Origin of the sequence: Protofrankia coriariae, from assembly GCF_001017755.1 — a bacterium.
Taxonomy (GTDB): domain Bacteria; phylum Actinomycetota; class Actinomycetes; order Frankiales; family Frankiaceae; genus Protofrankia; species Protofrankia coriariae.
The window spans coordinates 235,100-249,132 of sequence record NZ_JWIO01000002.1 but is presented as its reverse complement, the minus strand read 5'-3'; the positions used below and the strand labels follow the sequence as shown (position 1 = coordinate 249,132).

Sequence of the window (14,033 nt, the reverse complement as noted above, 5' to 3'; positions counted from 1 at the left end):
GGCGGCCGCCGGATCCACCGCCGTACCCAGTGCCAGTCCGCCCCCCACGAGCAGCGCGACTGCGAATGTGCGAAACCTCATGGAAGCACTCCCCCTGCCCGGATTCCGGACAAGCTTGTTGACGCATGAATACGAAGAGTATATGTACCATTGCTCTCCGTGTCCACAACATTGGGCGTCCAGTCGGTTTCGCCCGGTGGGCGACGTCCTGGCCCGTCCTGTCACTGGCCGCGCTTACGCCGGTGGGAGCCGGCCGGCCGCGCGTTGAGCGTCAACGGTGTCGTCGCGTCGTCTGCCCGACTGTCGGTCAGCCTGTCGGTCAACCTGCCGGTCAGGGTGTCGGCCAGGCTGTCGTCGGTCAGGTCCGCCGGGCGTTCGGTGGTCAGCTCGGTGCCGGCTGCGACCGCGGTCGTGCCACCGGCCCGACGGTGCTGGTCTCGGTGCTGGTCTCGAAGCTGGTCACGGTCGCCGCGCGCGTTCGCCGTGGCGCTGTCGCGGCCACCGACGGGATGGTCGTACGGTTGATGCTGTGCCGCGATCCTCAGTTCGGTCTGCGGACGATCGGTCCTTGGGCGGCCACCCCCCGGACGATCGGAGCGGGCCGCGGCCGGGATGAGCACCGGATGATCCGCGAAGGCCCGGGGCGGGTCGGCCGGGGCGTAACCGCCGTAGGCGTGATAGCCGTCGTAGGCGGCGTCCGGCCCCTTGACCGGGACCATGGCGAGAACGGCGCCCAGGATGCGGGCGTCGACCAGCCGCAGCGCGTCCGCGGCCCTGGCCACCTGCTCGCGCCGGGTCCGGCTGGCCCGCACGATCAGCACGGTGCCGTCGGCCTGGGCGGCGAGCACGGCCGCGTCGGTCACCGGGAGCAGCGGTGGCGCGTCGATCAGGACGAAGTCGAAACGGGCGGACAGCTCGCCGAGCAGGTCACTCATCCCCCGGGATCCGAGCAGTTCGCTGGGATTCGGCGGCAGCGGTCCGCTGGGCAGCACGTGCAGCCGGCCGTCGACGTCGCCCCAGGGCAGCAGCACGTCGTCGAGGCCGGCGGTGCCGATCAGCACGGAGGTCAGGCCGGCCGCCGTCTCTATCCCGAGATAGTCGCCAAAGGACGGCCTGCGCAGGTCGCCCTCGACCAGCGCCACCCGGGCGCCGGTCTGCGCGAGGGTGACGGCCAGGCGGCAGATCGTCGTCGTCTTGCCCTCGTCGGGCATCGAGCTGGAGACCAGGATGGTGCGTGGCGGGGCGTCCACGTCGACGAAGCGCAGGTTGGTCCGCAGCTGCCGGAACGCCTCGGCGTTCGCCGAGTGCCCGCCCTCCGGCACGATCAGGGGGGACTGGGCGCCGGTCGCGTCGAAGGCGATCGTGCCCAGGGTCGCCAGCCCGCTCGCCGCGGTGACGTCGGCGGCCGTGGTGACCCTGGTGTCGAACCGGTGCCGGACCACCGCCGCGGCGACGCTGGCGAGCAGGCCGGCCAGCACGCCGAACGCGACAGCCCGCACGGGCTGCGGCGATATCGGCCTGGTCGGCGTCTTCGCCTTCTCCCACACGCTCACCCGGACCAGCGGCGCCTTGTCCGGGGACGGGCTCTCGATCTGCGCGATGGCCTGGGAGAAGACCTCACCGACCGTGTCGGCGATCAGCTGGGCGCGGTGGGGGTCGGTGTCGGTGACCACGGCACGCAGCAGGACGGTCTCGGGGACGGTCTGCGCCTGGATACGGCCGCGCAGCCGCTGCGGGCTCTCGTCGAGGTGCAGCTTGTCGACGACGGCCGCGGCGACCCGGTCGCTGGCCACCAGATCGGCGTAGGACTTGACCCGCTGCTGGGACAGCAGGCCGCCCTGGTAGGCCGCCGCGGCGCTGTCGGTCGTGTCCGACGACGAGACGACCATGGTCGTTACAGCGGCGAAGGTCGGCGTCTGACGCCACGAGACAGCCGCCGCGAACAGGCCACCGAGCAGGACGCAGATCACGATGAGCGGCCAGCCCCGGCGCAGCGCTCTGACGTACTCCCGAAGTTCCACCAGCGGACCAACCCTCCCCCGGAGATGTACTCCGGTAACCATATCAACACTCTGAGCAACCAACATACTCGATGTACATCTGTACAGTCACCATCCGTAGTTATTACTCTATGGAGCCATGCATGAACAGAAGGCTGTTGGCGAATCGGCGCCCGCACCGGTGACATCGGGCGGCCGGCTGCTGCGGGGCGGGCTACGCCGGCACGTCGGACTGCAGATCGGACTCGACGCCGCCTGCCTGGTGACCGGGTTCGGCGCCGCCTACCTCGCCCGCTTCAGCGCGTCCCCGTTGACCAACGGCGAATTCTGGATGATCACAACGGTCGCGGTCTGCCTGCTGTACTTCGTCGGCACGGCTGGACACCTCTATCTGGGCCGCTACCGTTTCGGCGGCTTCGACGAGGTGCTGGCGCTGGTCTGCGCGGTCGCGTCGACGACGGTCGGAGCCGTCGTCGTCGACGTCGCCCTCGGCCGTTCCGAGCGGATGCCGGCCGAGATCCTCCCGCTGGCGGGCGCGGCCGGGCTCGTCCTGATGTTCGGCGTCCGCTACCTGTGGCGGCTGGCCGGGGAGCGCCGCCGCCGACGGCAACGGGCCGGCAGCGAGCCGATCATCGTCTTCGGCGCGGGTGAGGGCGCCGACCGGGTGTTGGCGTCGATGTCGGGCAGCCCGGACAGCCCCTACACGCCGGTGGCCCTGCTCGACGACGATCCGGGCACCTGGAACCTGGCGCTCGGCGGCGTGCGGGTACGCGGTGGGCGCGGGGCCATCGCCACGGTCGCCCGCCAGACCGGCGCCCGCACCCTGCTGGTGGCCATCCCCAGCGCCGACGCCGCGCTGTTACGGGAGATCACCACCCTCGCCGAGGACGCCGGCCTCACCGTCAAGGTGCTCCCCCGCGTCGCGGACCTCATCGACGGGCGGGTCGGCGTCCACGACATCCGTGACCTCGACATCACCGACCTGCTGGGACGCTGCCAGATCCAGACCGACGTCGCCTCCGTGGCCGGCTACGTCACCGGCCGGCGGGTGCTCGTCACCGGGGCCGGCGGCTCGATCGGCTCGCAGCTGTGCCGGCAGCTGTACCCCTACCGCCCCCAGGAACTGGTCATGCTGGACCGGGACGAGTCCGCGCTGCGGGCGGTCCAGATATCCATCCACGGCCGGGCGGCCGCCGACGACGAGACGGTGGTGCTGTGCGACATCCGCGACGTCGAGGCCGTCAACGCCGTGTTCGCCCGGTACCGGCCGCAGGTGGTCTTCCACGCCGCCGCGCTGAAGCACCTGCCCCTGCTGGAACGCTTCCCCGGCGAGTCGGTGAAGACCAACGTGTGGGGGACGATGACCGTCCTGGACGCCGCCGTGTCGGTGGGCGTCGAACGGTTCGTCAACATCTCGACGGACAAGGCCGCGAACCCGACCAGCGTCCTGGGCTACTCCAAGCGGATCACCGAACGGCTGACCGCCGGGGTGTCCGCGCACGCCCGCGACGGGGTCTTCGTCAGCGTGCGGTTCGGCAACGTCCTGGGCAGCCAGGGCTCCGTGCTGCGGGTGTTCGCCAGCCAGCTGGCCGCGGGCGGGCCGCTGACGGTCACACACCCGGACGTCACCCGCTACTTCATGACCGTCGAGGAGGCGGTGGAGCTCGTCGTCCAGGCCGGCGCCCTGGGCGGCAACGGGGACGTCCTCATCCTCGACATGGGCCGGCCGGTACGGATCGCCGACGTCGCCAGCCGGCTGGCCGGCCNNNNCCAGCCGGCTGGCCGGCCGCGGCCCACGGCCGGTCGAGGTGGTCTACACCGGGCTCGGCCCCGGGGAGAAGCTGCACGAGGACCTCTTCGACGACAACGAGCGCGACATCCGCCGTCACCATCCCCTGATCTCGTACGTGTCCGCGCCGGCGATCGACCGGCAGCAGGTCCTCGCGCTCGCGCCCTGGGGGGATCCCGGGGCGCTGCGCACGACACTGCGCCAGCTGGCGAGGCCGCACCCGGCCCTGCCACACCCCGCCGAGCCGCATCCGCTGGAAACCCGGCCGCGCGCGGCGGAGACACCGAGCGTGGTCGGCAACGACCGGTGACCGATGCCTGCCGGCGCGCGCCGGCCGGGTGGGCGGATGAGGCGTTCGCCACTCGTGGGGGTATTCCAGTGGTTATGGTCATCGCGTGGATCGCTGGTTCAATCTCGTCGGCGCCGACAACGTCCGGGATCTCGGCGGACTACCGACCAGGGACGGAGCGTCGACCCGGCCGGGGCAACTGCTGCGCGGCGACACCGTCCAGGAGCTGACCAAGGGCGATGTTGTTACGTTACGTAACGACTATGGTCTGCGCACGGTCATCGATCTGCGCGCCGAAGCGGAGATCGCCCGGGAGGGCCGCGGCCCGCTGGCGGCCGAGGCTGTCGCCTACCACAACCTGTCGTTCCTCCCCGGCGAGTTCGTGATGGCCGACGACCCGCGCTACCCCCTCATCGTCGCCGACCGCGCCTCGCAGGACCGGGTCGAGCACTACCTCGACTACCTGCGCGGGGCACCGGACGCGGTCGCCGGTGCCCTGCGGCTGCTCGCGGACCCCGGCCGCCTGCCGGCGCTGTTCCACTGCGCCGCGGGCAAGGACCGCACGGGCGTGCTGGCCGCCGTCGTGCTCGACATCGCCGGGGTCGAACGGGACGCGGTCATCGCCGACTACGTGGCGAGCAACGAGCGGATCGACCGGGTGGACCGCCGGCTGGCCAGGCGTCCCACCTACGACCGGGCCCGCAGCAGCGCCAGGACGGACGGCATGAGCTGCCGGCCGGAGGTCATCAGCCGCTTCCTCACCACGCTCGACGACACCTGGGGCGGCGCGGCCGGGTGGGCCCGGCACGCCGGCGTGCCCGACCACGCGCTCCGCTCGTTGCGGGCCAACCTGACCGACTGAGCAGGGTGGCGGACATCCCATGCGAACTGCTGGCACCAACTGGTGTTACCGGGTCCATACAGCTGACTGGACCACCCAGCACAATGGGGTGGTGGACGCGACACCGCCTCGTCGGCACCGCCGACCCGACCAGCCCTGGCCGGTACACGGTGTCTCCCGGCGGCAGCCGTCCCGCGGCGCCCCACAGATGCTGGTCCTGTTCGTGGCCGCGACCTGCCTGAGCACGGTCCTCACCGGCTGCGGGGAGGGTATTTCCCGATCCGCGTCGAAAGTTCCGCGTGACCTGATCCCCCTCTTCCAGAATGCCGCGGCGGTCTACGGTGTCCTCACCGCGGCCCAGCTCGCGGCCCAGGCCCGGGTGGAGAGCAAGTTCAACCGCGACGCGGTGTCCCGTGCGGGTGCCCGCGGCATGATGCAGTTCCTGCCCGGCACCTGGGAACAGTTCGGTGTCGACGGCAATGCCGACGGCGCGGTCGACCCGCTGGATCCGGCGGACGCCATCCTCTCCGCCGCGCGTTACGACGCCCACCTGGCCCAACTCGTCCAGAAACTGCCCGGTGACCGTGTCTCGCTGATCCTGGCCGCCTATAATGCGGGGCCCGCGGCTGTCCGCGATGCCGGCGGAGTTCCCGATTTCGCCGAGACGCGGGCATATGTCGCGAACGTCCACAACTGGACCAGCCGATTCAACAACCAACTCTAGACACCTGCCGGCGGCTTCGCCCCCGCACCGTCCGAAGCCCCGGAAAAATCGATGGAGAAAACAATGACCGACAATGGTGGGCGGTGACACGGCCGCTGCCGGACGCCGACGCCGCCCCGCCGCCCGCCGTCGACTCGGCACCCGCCGCGAACCCGGCGGCCACTGTCGACCCGGCGGTCGAGGACGTCATCCGGCGGATCGAGCGGTCCAGCGGCATGCTCGCCAGCCGCGCGGTGGCCCGCATGCACGAGGTCCTGCCCTGGTTCACGCCCATGTCGGCCCGGCACCGGGCCGACATCCAGTTGGTGGTGCAGGCCGGGATCTCCTCGTTCGTGGAGTGGTGCCGGCGTCCCCAGCACGCCCGGGAGCTGTCCGGGGACGTGTTCCGAGTCGCTCCCCGTGACCTCGTCCGAGCCGTCACCTTCCGCCGCCTGGTCGAACTGGTACGGGTGGCGGTCGAGGCGATCGAGGCCGAGGTGCCCGCCCTGGCCGGCCCCGACCACGAGCAGCGGCTGCTCGCCGACGTGCTGCGCTACTCCCGTGACATCGCCTTCGCCGGCGCGGTCGTCTACGCCCGCGCTGCCGAGGAGCGGGGCGCGTGGGACGCCCGGCTGGAGGCGCTCGTCGTGGACCACGTCGTGCGCGGCGAGGTGGAGCGGGCGCTGCCGTCACGCGCGGCGGCGCTGGGCTGGCGCAATCCGCCGGCCGTCGCGGTGATCGTCGGGGACACCCCGGACCACTCCCCCGAGGTGGTCGTCGACCAGGTCCACCGCCTCGGACGCGGGGCCGGTCTGGAGGTGCTCACCGGCGTCCACCACGAACGGCTGGTCGTCATCGTCGGTGGGGACTTCGTGGCCGGGTCCGCGCGGCGGCCGGCCCGGCCCGGTGGCGTCGGGTGCGGACGTGCCCTGCTCGACGCCGTCGACGCCCTGTTGCCGGCCTACGGGCCCGGGCCGGTCGTCATCGGCCCGGTCGCCGCCGACCTGGCCACGGCCGCCTCCTCGGCGCACGCGGCGCTGGCCGCGGCCGACGTGGTCACGGCGTGGCCGGCCGCCCCGCGCCCGGTGACCGCGCAGGCGCTCCTGCCGGAACGAGCGCTCGCTGGCGACACCGGGGCCCGCCGAGCACTGATCGAGGACGTGTACACGCCGCTGCGGGAGGCGGGGGCACCGCTGCTGGCGACGGTGGGTGCCTACCTCGACTTCGGTGCCTCGCTGGAGGCCACGGCCCGCGCCCTGTACCTGCATCCCAACACGGTCCGTTACCGACTTCGCAAGGCAGCCGACGCGTGCGGGCTCGACCCGACGGACCACCGGGAACGGTTCACCCTGCACGTGGCGCTCATCCTGGGCCGGCTCGCCACGGTGTGACCGCCGGCGGGCCGGTCGATCAGGCGATCGGCCGGCCCGCCGGCCCGCCGGCCGCGGCCGTGATCGTCAGCTGTTCGCTGCCGTGACCGACCATGTTCGGTTCGGCGTTCGGTTCGGCGTTCGGCACGGCGTTCAGCGCGGACTCACCGACGCCTGATCCGACGGGGCACGTTGCCATCACTTGTCGCCCCTGTCACCGAATTCCCCACCGGCCTGGCGATGGGCAATAAAGATATGGGACGACCGAATCACTTTGTAGAGATCCCACAATGAGCCGACGGCACAACGGTGAGTGCCCGCCAGCGACAGCCGGTGGGCGGGAAGGGTTAGGTGGTCCGGTGCTCGCTATCCTCGCCCCAGGTCAAGGTGCCCAGACTCCCGGTCAGCTGAAACCCTGGCTTGAGATCGGCGGTGTCGAGCCCCGGTTGCGATGGTGGTCGGCGGCCGTCGGAATCGACCTTGTGGACGTCGGCCGTGACGGCTCCGCGGAGACGATCCGCGACACCGCCGTCGCGCAGCCGTTGATCGTCGCGACCGGTCTTGTCGCCGCCGAACAACTTTCCCTTCCCCGGACGGGGAATCTTCTTGTCGCCGGGCACAGTGTGGGGGAAATCACCGCTTCTGTCCTGGCCGGTGCTCTGGACGCTGAAAGCGCGCTGCTCTTCGTCGCATTGCGCGGCCGTGCCATGGCCGAGGCCGCGGGGCGCGTCCCCACCGGTATGACGGCGGTCGTCGGCGGCGATCCGGACGAGGTCACCGAGCATCTGCGCCGGCTGGACCTGACCGCGGCGAACCGCAACGGCGCCGGGCAGATCGTCGCGGCCGGCTCCCTCGAGGCGCTGGCCCGCCTCGCCGAGGAGCCGCCGCCGCGCGCCCGGCTGCGCCCACTGTCCGTAGCCGGCGCCTTCCACACCCACTTCATGCAGCCCGCCAGCGACCAGCTCGCCGGGGTCGCCCCCGGACTGCGCCCGCGTACGCCTGTCGTGGCCCAGCTGTCCAACGCCGATGGTAATGTCATCGACAACGGTCCCGAGCTGGTCCAGCACCTTGTCGATCAGGTCGCCGCACCGGTGCGGTGGGACCTGTGCCTGGCCCGTATGCGTGATCTCGGGGTGACCGCCATCGTGGAACTACCACCCGCCGGGACGCTGGCAGGCATAGCCAAAAGGGAGCTCACCGGCGTGCAGATCCTTGCTGTGAAGACACCTGACGACCTGCCCGCGGCCCGTGAGCTGATCGCCCGCCACACGGACGCGCCGAGCGGCGGCGATCCGGATGGCGGCGGCGATCCGGCGGCGGCATCCTCCACCGCAGCCGGGCTCGTGGGAGCAACGCGGTGAACGGCTCCCGGCTGATGGGGATCGGCACCTACCGTCCCGCCCGCCTGGTGACCAACGACGACCTGGCCAAGCGGGTCGCGACGTCCGACGAATGGGTTCGCTCGCGGACCGGCATCGCCACCCGCCGGATCGCCGACACCGACGAGACCATCGTCGCGATGGGATCCATGGCCGCGGAGAAGGCGCTCGCCGCGGCCGGCATCGACGCCGCCGAGCTCGACATGGTGCTGCTGGCGACCTGCACGAACCCGTCCCAGATCCCGGGCTCCGGGCCGCAGATCGCGCACCGGCTGGGCGCCGTGCGCGCCGGCGCGCTCGACATCAACGCCGGCTGTGCCGGGTTCGCGTACGCCCTGTCGGTGGCTTCGGACATGGTCCGGGTGGGAAGCGCCCGACACGTTCTGGTGGTGGCGGCCGAGCGGCTGTCGGACTACACCGACTGGGATGACCGCTCCACCTGCATCCTGCTCGCCGACGGCGCCGGAGCCGCGGTGGTCGGGCCCGCCCCGACCCGCGAGATCGGCCCGGCGGTCTGGGGCCACGACGGCGGGAAGGCCGGCGCCATCCGGGTGCCCGGATACGGCGACAACCTCTTCCGCATGGAAGGCCAGACGGTGTTCCGGTGGGCCATCACCCTGACCCCGACGGTCCGACGCGCCTGCGAGCTCGCCGGTGTCGCGCCGTCCGAGCTCGCCGGTGTCATCCCGCACCAGGCCAACCTGCGGATAATCGACGCGCTGGTGGCCGGCATCGGCGCCACGAACGCCGTGGTCGCCCGGGACGTGGTCGAATCCGGCAACACCTCGGCCGCCAGTATCCCGCTGGCATTCAGCCGGATTCTCGACGGCGGCCAGCTGCGGCCGGGCGACCCCGTCCTGCTCTTCGGCTTCGGCGCCGGCCTGACCTACTGTGGTCAGGTCGTGCGTTGCCCATAGGATTCATCTCATCGGCCGAGGACGACACGAGCCTGGTTGTTCGCGTCTTCCGGCGGTCTTTGTCAAAACCAGTTGGAACCAGTTTGGCCGATGGTGGCACGGGCAAATCCGCCCGTGTTGTCCGTGACGTCACGGAGGAACAGGAGGAATAATGTCGCAGTCTGACATCCTGGAGGGTCTCGCCGCGATTCTTGAGGAGGTCGCCGGAGTCGACCCGGCCGACGTCACCGCGGACAAGACGTTCATCGACGACCTGGACGTCGACTCGCTGTCCATGGTCGAGGTCGTCGTCGCCGCCGAGGAGAAGTTCGACGTCAAGATTCCTGACGAGGACGTCAAGAGCCTCAAGACCGTCGGCGACGCGGTGTCCTACATCCAGCGGGCGGGTGTCGCCGCGTGACCGCCACCCCCAGGCAGGTCGTCGTCACCGGCCTCGGGGCAACCACCCCTCTCGGCGGCGACGTCGCCTCCACGTGGGAGGGTCTGCTCGCGGGCCGTTCCGGTGTGCGTCGGCTGACCGACGAGTGGGTCGAGCAGCTTCCGGTTCACATCGCCGCGCCCGTCGCGGTGGAACCCCCGCTGGAGCGGCTGGAGGCACGCACCCTCGACCGCGTGCAGCAGCTGGCTCTGGTGGCCGCCCGGGAGGCGTGGGCCGACGCCGGGACGCCCGAGGTCGACCCCGAACGGCTCGCCGCGGTGGTCGGCTCCGGCATCGGCGGGGTGCTGACCCTGCTCAACCAGTACGACATACTGCGCGAGCGGGGCCCGCGCCGGGTCTCCCCACATGTGGTGCCGATGCTCATGCCCAACGGTCCGGCCGCGACCGTGGGGCTGGCCTTCACCGCCCGGGCCGGGGTGCACGCCCCGGTCAGCGCGTGCGCGTCGGGCGCGGAGGCCATCGGCTACGCCCTGGACATGATCCGGGCCGGCCGGGCGGACGTGGCCATCACCGGCGGGTCGGAGGCGGCGATCCACCCGCTGCCGCTCGCCGGATTCGCCCAGATGCAGGCCCTGTCCCGGCGTAACGACGCCCCGCAGGCGGCATCCCGGCCGTTCGACAAGGGACGCGACGGGTTCATCCTCGGGGAGGGCGCCGGCGCCCTCGTCCTGGAGTCCGCCGAGCACGCCGCAGCCCGCGGCGCGCGGGTGTACGCCACCCTGGCCGGGTCCGGGACCAGCGCAGACGCCTACCACGTGACCGCCCCCGAGCCCAGCGGCGCCGGCGCCGCCCGGGCCGTGCGTGCAGCGCTGCGCTCCGGGGGGCTGACCGCGGCCGACCTCGTGCACATCAACGCCCACGGCACCTCCACACCCATCGGGGACGTCGCCGAGGCCCACGCGCTGCGGGCCGCGCTCGGGGATGCCCTGGACAGGGTGGCGGTGACCTCCACCAAGTCCATGACCGGGCATCTGCTCGGGGCGGCCGGGGCCGTCGAGGCGGTGATAGCCGTCCTCACCCTGCGGGACAAGGTCGTGCCGGCCACCCGTAACCTCGACGCCCTCGACGACGAGATCGACCTCGACGTGGTGTCCATCGACAACCGTTCCATCCCCGGGGGCGCGGTCCTGTCGAACTCGTTCGGTTTCGGCGGGCACGACGTCTGTCTCGCCTTCACTCCCTGAGCACGCTCCCTGATCGCACCTCCTGAGCGACCGCCGGGCCACCCCCGGCGGCCTGCCGGCACCCTGACGGGAACAACGCGTCCCACCGCTGGTTCCCGGACCCGGCATCCATCCCGCCGGTGATTCCGTCCAGCCAGTTCGTGTCCTGTTCAGCCAGTTCGTTCAGCCGGATATTCATGGCGAACACCCGGTACCGACCGTCGCATCCGGCCGACGTGCGGTCGGTGGCCGGGTGCTTCCGTGTGCAGGTGTCCGGTTCTCTCGGTTCCAGATTTTCTGCTCTGATTTCTTTACCCACTTTTTTCCATACCTGCTTTTCTCATGCCCACAACCAGCGGATCATATGGCCCGACCGCTGTCCACAGACATAAACAACGGGAAATTACGGGTGACTGCGACAGAAAACCGTGAGGACCCGTCCGGTCGCAAACGGGAACGATGATCCGATGAGCCCGCGGGCCACGGCACGGCCCCGGCCCGCGGGCGCTCGCCTGCTCTCGTCACTGACCCAGGGATCCCAAGGAGATAAACGGTGAGTCTCTCCACGCTCGAACGCACCGACCCGCGTGCTCCGTCGGCCCGGCTGGCCCAGTTCTTCGACCCCGACACCTTCGAGCCCTTCACCACCACAGACACCTCCGGCGTGCTGGCGGGAACGGGCACCGTCGAGGGCAGCCCGGTGGTGGCCTTCGCCACCGACGCGGCCATCCAGGGCGGAGCGATGGGACGCGAGGGCTGCACGCGGATCGTCGACGCCATCGAGGCGGCGGNGCGGCCCGCCTGCGCCGCCCGGTGGTCGGGATCTGGCATTCCGGCGGGGCCCGGCTGCGGGAGGGAGTGGCCTCCCTCGACGGGGTCGGCCGGGTGTTCGCGGCCACGGTCCGCAACTCCGGGCGCATCCCCCAGATCTCCCTGGTGCTCGGCGCCGCCGCCGGCGGTGCCGCCTACGGCCCCGCGCTGACCGACATCGTCGTGATGGGCCCGGCCGCCAAGGTCTTCGTCACCGGCCCCGACGTCGTACGGACGGTGACCGGTGAGGACTGCACCGCCGACAGCCTGGGCGGGCCCGACGTGCACGCGCGCCGCAGCGGGGTCGTCGCCGTCACCTGCGACTCCGACGAGGCCGCCGTCGCCCGGACCCGCCAGTTGTGCGTGCTGCTCGGCGAGCAGGGCGGCATCGGCACGGTCCAGGCCCGCGAACTCGGTGACCTGCTGCCGGAGTCCCCGCGCCGCGCCTACGACGTACGCCCGCTGGTGGCGGGCATCCTCGACGACGACGTGGTCGAACTGCACCCCCGCTGGGCGCCGAACATCGTCACCGCTCTGGGCCGGCTCGGCGGCCGGACGGTGGGTGTGGTGGCCAACAACCCGCTGCGCCGCGGCGGCTGCCTGGACGCCACGTCCGCGGAGAAGGCGTCCCGCTTCGTGCGGATGTGCGACTCCTTCGGCGTGCCGCTGGTCGTCCTGGTCGACGTCCCCGGCTACCTGCCCGGTGTGGGCCAGGAATGGGAGGGCGTGGTCCGGCGCGGCGCGAAGCTGCTGTACGCGTTCGCCGAGTGCACCGTGCCCCGAGTCACCGTTGTCACCCGCAAGGCCTACGGTGGCGCCTACGTCGCCATGAACTCGCACAGCCTGGGCGCGACGGCCGTGTTCGCCTGGCCGACCGCGGAGGTGGCGGTGATGGGCGCCGAGGCCGCCGTCGGGATCCTCCACCGGCGCGAGCTGGCCGAGGTCCCGACCCAGCGCCGTCCGGAGGTGGTCGCCGAGCTTGCCGCCGAGCACGTGCGCGCGGTCGGCGGGATCGACCGTGCGGTGGAGCTGGGCGTCGTGGACGCCGTGGTCACCCCGGCGGCCACCAGGGCGGCGATCGCCCAGGCCATCGCCGCCGCCCCGGCGGGTGCCGCGGGCCACGGCAACATCCCGCTGTAGCGATGGTCACTGCTGCGCCCGTTGTCCCGGCTTCGCCCGCGGGACGGCGGGCGCGGCGTCCAACGCCCCTCGGATGACGTCCGCGACCTGGTCAGCCTCCAGCAGGAACGCGTCGTGCCCGTACAGCGACCGGATCACCGCGAGCCGGCCGGCCAGGGCGGGTACCCGTGCCGTCTCGGCGATCTCACGCTGGAGGTACAGCGGGTAGAGCCGGTCGGAGTCGACGCCGGCCACCGCGATCGGCACCGGGCAGCGCGCCAGCGCCGCGGCCACCCCACCCCGGCCACGGCCGGCGTCCTGGGTCATCATCGCCCGGGTCAGGGTCACGTAGCTGCCGGCGTCGAACCGGCGGACGAGCTTGTCCGCGTGGTGCTCGGCGTAGGACTCGGCCTCGAAACGGCCGTCGGGCCGCACCCGGTTGCCGAAGCGGCCGGCGAGCTCCCGCTCGCTGCGGTAGCTGACCTGGGCCATCCGGCGAGCCAGCCCCATCCCCGCGTGGGGGCCGGCACCGGCGGGCCGGTGGTGGTAGTCCCCGCCGCGCCAGCCGGGGTCGGCGGTGATCGCCGCGATCTGAGTGGAGTACAGGGCGATCTGCTCGGCGGTCGCGGCCGCCCCGCAGGCGACGACCACCGCCCTGGCGACGCGGTCGGGATAGCGCAGCGCCCACTCCAGGGCACGCATCCCCCCCATCGACCCGCCGACCACGCCGGCGAAGCGCCGGATCCCGAGCGCGTCGGCCAGCAGCGCCTCCACCAGCACCTGGTCACCGATGGTGATCTGCGGCCAGCGGCTGCCCCAGGGCCGGCCGTCCGCGGCGGTCGAGGACGGGCCGGTCGTCCCCTGGCAGCCACCCAGGACGTTCGGGCACACGACGAAGTAGCGTTCGGTGTCCAGCGGCCGGCCCGGACCGATCATCGCATCCCACCAGCCACGGCTGACGTGCCCCGGGCCGGCCGGACCGGCGGCGTGGCTGTCACCGGTCAGCGCGTGCAGGACCAGCAGGGCGTTGGACGCCGTCGGGTCGAGCCGCCCCCACGCCTCATAGGCCACTGTCACGCCGGGTAGCGACGCCCCGCTCTCCAGTTCGACCGGGCCGGGCAGCTCGACGAACCGGCGCGCCCCGGCCGGGTCGCGTCCGGCCCGCCACGCGCCGGAGACGGGCGGCAGGCGGTCGCCCACCGCCCGGTCCGGGC

At 72.2% G+C, this 14,033-nt stretch carries 11 protein-coding genes and 2 pseudogenes; 9 read left to right on the top strand and 4 right to left on the bottom strand.

Annotated elements, in window-relative coordinates:
* Positions 1–221 precede the first annotated feature (221 nt).
* Positions 222–2,021, bottom strand: coding sequence for a tyrosine-protein kinase domain-containing protein (locus FrCorBMG51_RS02125; protein WP_076842851.1), 1,800 nt, complete (start codon positions 2,019–2,021; stop codon positions 222–224).
* 118 nt (positions 2,022–2,139) lie between these two features.
* Here FrCorBMG51_RS02125 and FrCorBMG51_RS02120 point away from each other — a divergent pair.
* From FrCorBMG51_RS02120 to FrCorBMG51_RS02105, 4 genes and pseudogenes are all read left to right on the top strand, one after another.
* A pseudogene (locus FrCorBMG51_RS02120) lies at positions 2,140–3,702 on the top strand (polysaccharide biosynthesis protein); the annotation flags it as partial.
* 482 nt (positions 3,703–4,184) lie between these two features.
* Positions 4,185–4,940 carry a tyrosine-protein phosphatase gene (locus FrCorBMG51_RS02115; RefSeq protein WP_047221420.1) on the top strand — a complete coding sequence of 252 codons (756 nt, stop codon included), beginning with the start codon at positions 4,185–4,187 and terminating at the stop codon, positions 4,938–4,940.
* Between the two features lie 19 nt (positions 4,941–4,959).
* Positions 4,960–5,643, top strand: a complete 684-nt coding sequence (locus FrCorBMG51_RS02110; RefSeq protein WP_086055199.1) for a transglycosylase SLT domain-containing protein — start codon at positions 4,960–4,962, stop codon at positions 5,641–5,643.
* A gap of 83 nt (positions 5,644–5,726) precedes the next feature.
* On the top strand, positions 5,727–7,013 hold the full coding sequence (locus tag FrCorBMG51_RS02105) for a PucR family transcriptional regulator (protein WP_047221418.1): 1,287 nt from the start codon (positions 5,727–5,729) through the stop codon (positions 7,011–7,013).
* Between the two features lie 19 nt (positions 7,014–7,032).
* Here FrCorBMG51_RS02105 and FrCorBMG51_RS27815 read toward each other — a convergent pair whose 3' ends face one another.
* Positions 7,033–7,191 carry a hypothetical protein gene (locus FrCorBMG51_RS27815; RefSeq protein ID WP_157180352.1) on the bottom strand — a complete coding sequence of 53 codons (159 nt, stop codon included), beginning with the start codon at positions 7,189–7,191 and terminating at the stop codon, positions 7,033–7,035.
* A 160-nt stretch (positions 7,192–7,351) separates the two neighbouring features.
* On the opposite strand from FrCorBMG51_RS27815, the gene FrCorBMG51_RS02100 reads away from it, so the two are divergent.
* From FrCorBMG51_RS02100 to fabF, 4 genes are all read left to right on the top strand, one after another.
* Positions 7,352–8,353, top strand: a complete 1,002-nt coding sequence (locus FrCorBMG51_RS02100) for an ACP S-malonyltransferase (RefSeq protein WP_047221417.1) — start codon at positions 7,352–7,354, stop codon at positions 8,351–8,353.
* Positions 8,350–9,288 carry a beta-ketoacyl-ACP synthase III gene (locus tag FrCorBMG51_RS02095; protein WP_047221416.1) on the top strand — a complete coding sequence of 313 codons (939 nt, stop codon included), beginning with the start codon at positions 8,350–8,352 and terminating at the stop codon, positions 9,286–9,288. The genes FrCorBMG51_RS02100 and FrCorBMG51_RS02095 overlap by 4 nt, the downstream gene beginning before the upstream one ends.
* 151 nt (positions 9,289–9,439) lie before the next feature.
* Positions 9,440–9,688, top strand: a complete 249-nt coding sequence (locus FrCorBMG51_RS02090) for an acyl carrier protein (RefSeq protein WP_047221415.1) — start codon at positions 9,440–9,442, stop codon at positions 9,686–9,688.
* Positions 9,685–10,911, top strand: coding sequence for a beta-ketoacyl-ACP synthase II (fabF, locus tag FrCorBMG51_RS02085; RefSeq protein ID WP_047221414.1), 1,227 nt, complete (start codon positions 9,685–9,687; stop codon positions 10,909–10,911). Before FrCorBMG51_RS02090 ends, fabF begins: the two co-directional genes overlap by 4 nt.
* Here the strand turns inward: fabF and FrCorBMG51_RS27810 are convergent.
* The gene (locus FrCorBMG51_RS27810; protein WP_157180351.1) at positions 10,901–11,089 is read right to left on the bottom strand and encodes a hypothetical protein; all 189 of its coding nucleotides are present in this window, start codon (positions 11,087–11,089) and stop codon (positions 10,901–10,903) included. The two genes, fabF and FrCorBMG51_RS27810, sit on opposite strands and share 11 nt — an antisense overlap.
* A gap of 354 nt (positions 11,090–11,443) precedes the next feature.
* Here FrCorBMG51_RS27810 and FrCorBMG51_RS02075 point away from each other — a divergent pair.
* Positions 11,444–12,840 (top strand): annotated as a pseudogene (locus FrCorBMG51_RS02075) (acyl-CoA carboxylase subunit beta).
* A 6-nt stretch (positions 12,841–12,846) separates the two neighbouring features.
* On the opposite strand, the gene metX reads toward FrCorBMG51_RS02075, so the two are convergent.
* Positions 12,847–14,019, bottom strand: coding sequence for a homoserine O-acetyltransferase MetX (gene metX, locus FrCorBMG51_RS02070; protein ID WP_217699244.1), 1,173 nt, complete (start codon positions 14,017–14,019; stop codon positions 12,847–12,849).
* Between the last annotated feature and the right edge of the window lie 14 nt (positions 14,020–14,033).

Bases quoted from the DNA above. Each gene is read 5' to 3' on its own strand.
- FrCorBMG51_RS02110 (WP_086055199.1), top strand. From the start codon at position 4,960: ATGCGAACTGCTGGCACCAACTGGTGTTACCGGGTCCATACAGCTGAC.
- FrCorBMG51_RS02090 (WP_047221415.1), top strand. From the start codon at position 9,440: ATGTCGCAGTCTGACATCCTGGAGGGTCTCGCCGCGATTCTTGAGGAG.
- FrCorBMG51_RS27810 (WP_157180351.1), bottom strand. From the start codon at position 11,089: ATGAATATCCGGCTGAACGAACTGGCTGAACAGGACACGAACTGGCTG.
- FrCorBMG51_RS27815 (WP_157180352.1), bottom strand. From the start codon at position 7,191: ATGGCAACGTGCCCCGTCGGATCAGGCGTCGGTGAGTCCGCGCTGAAC.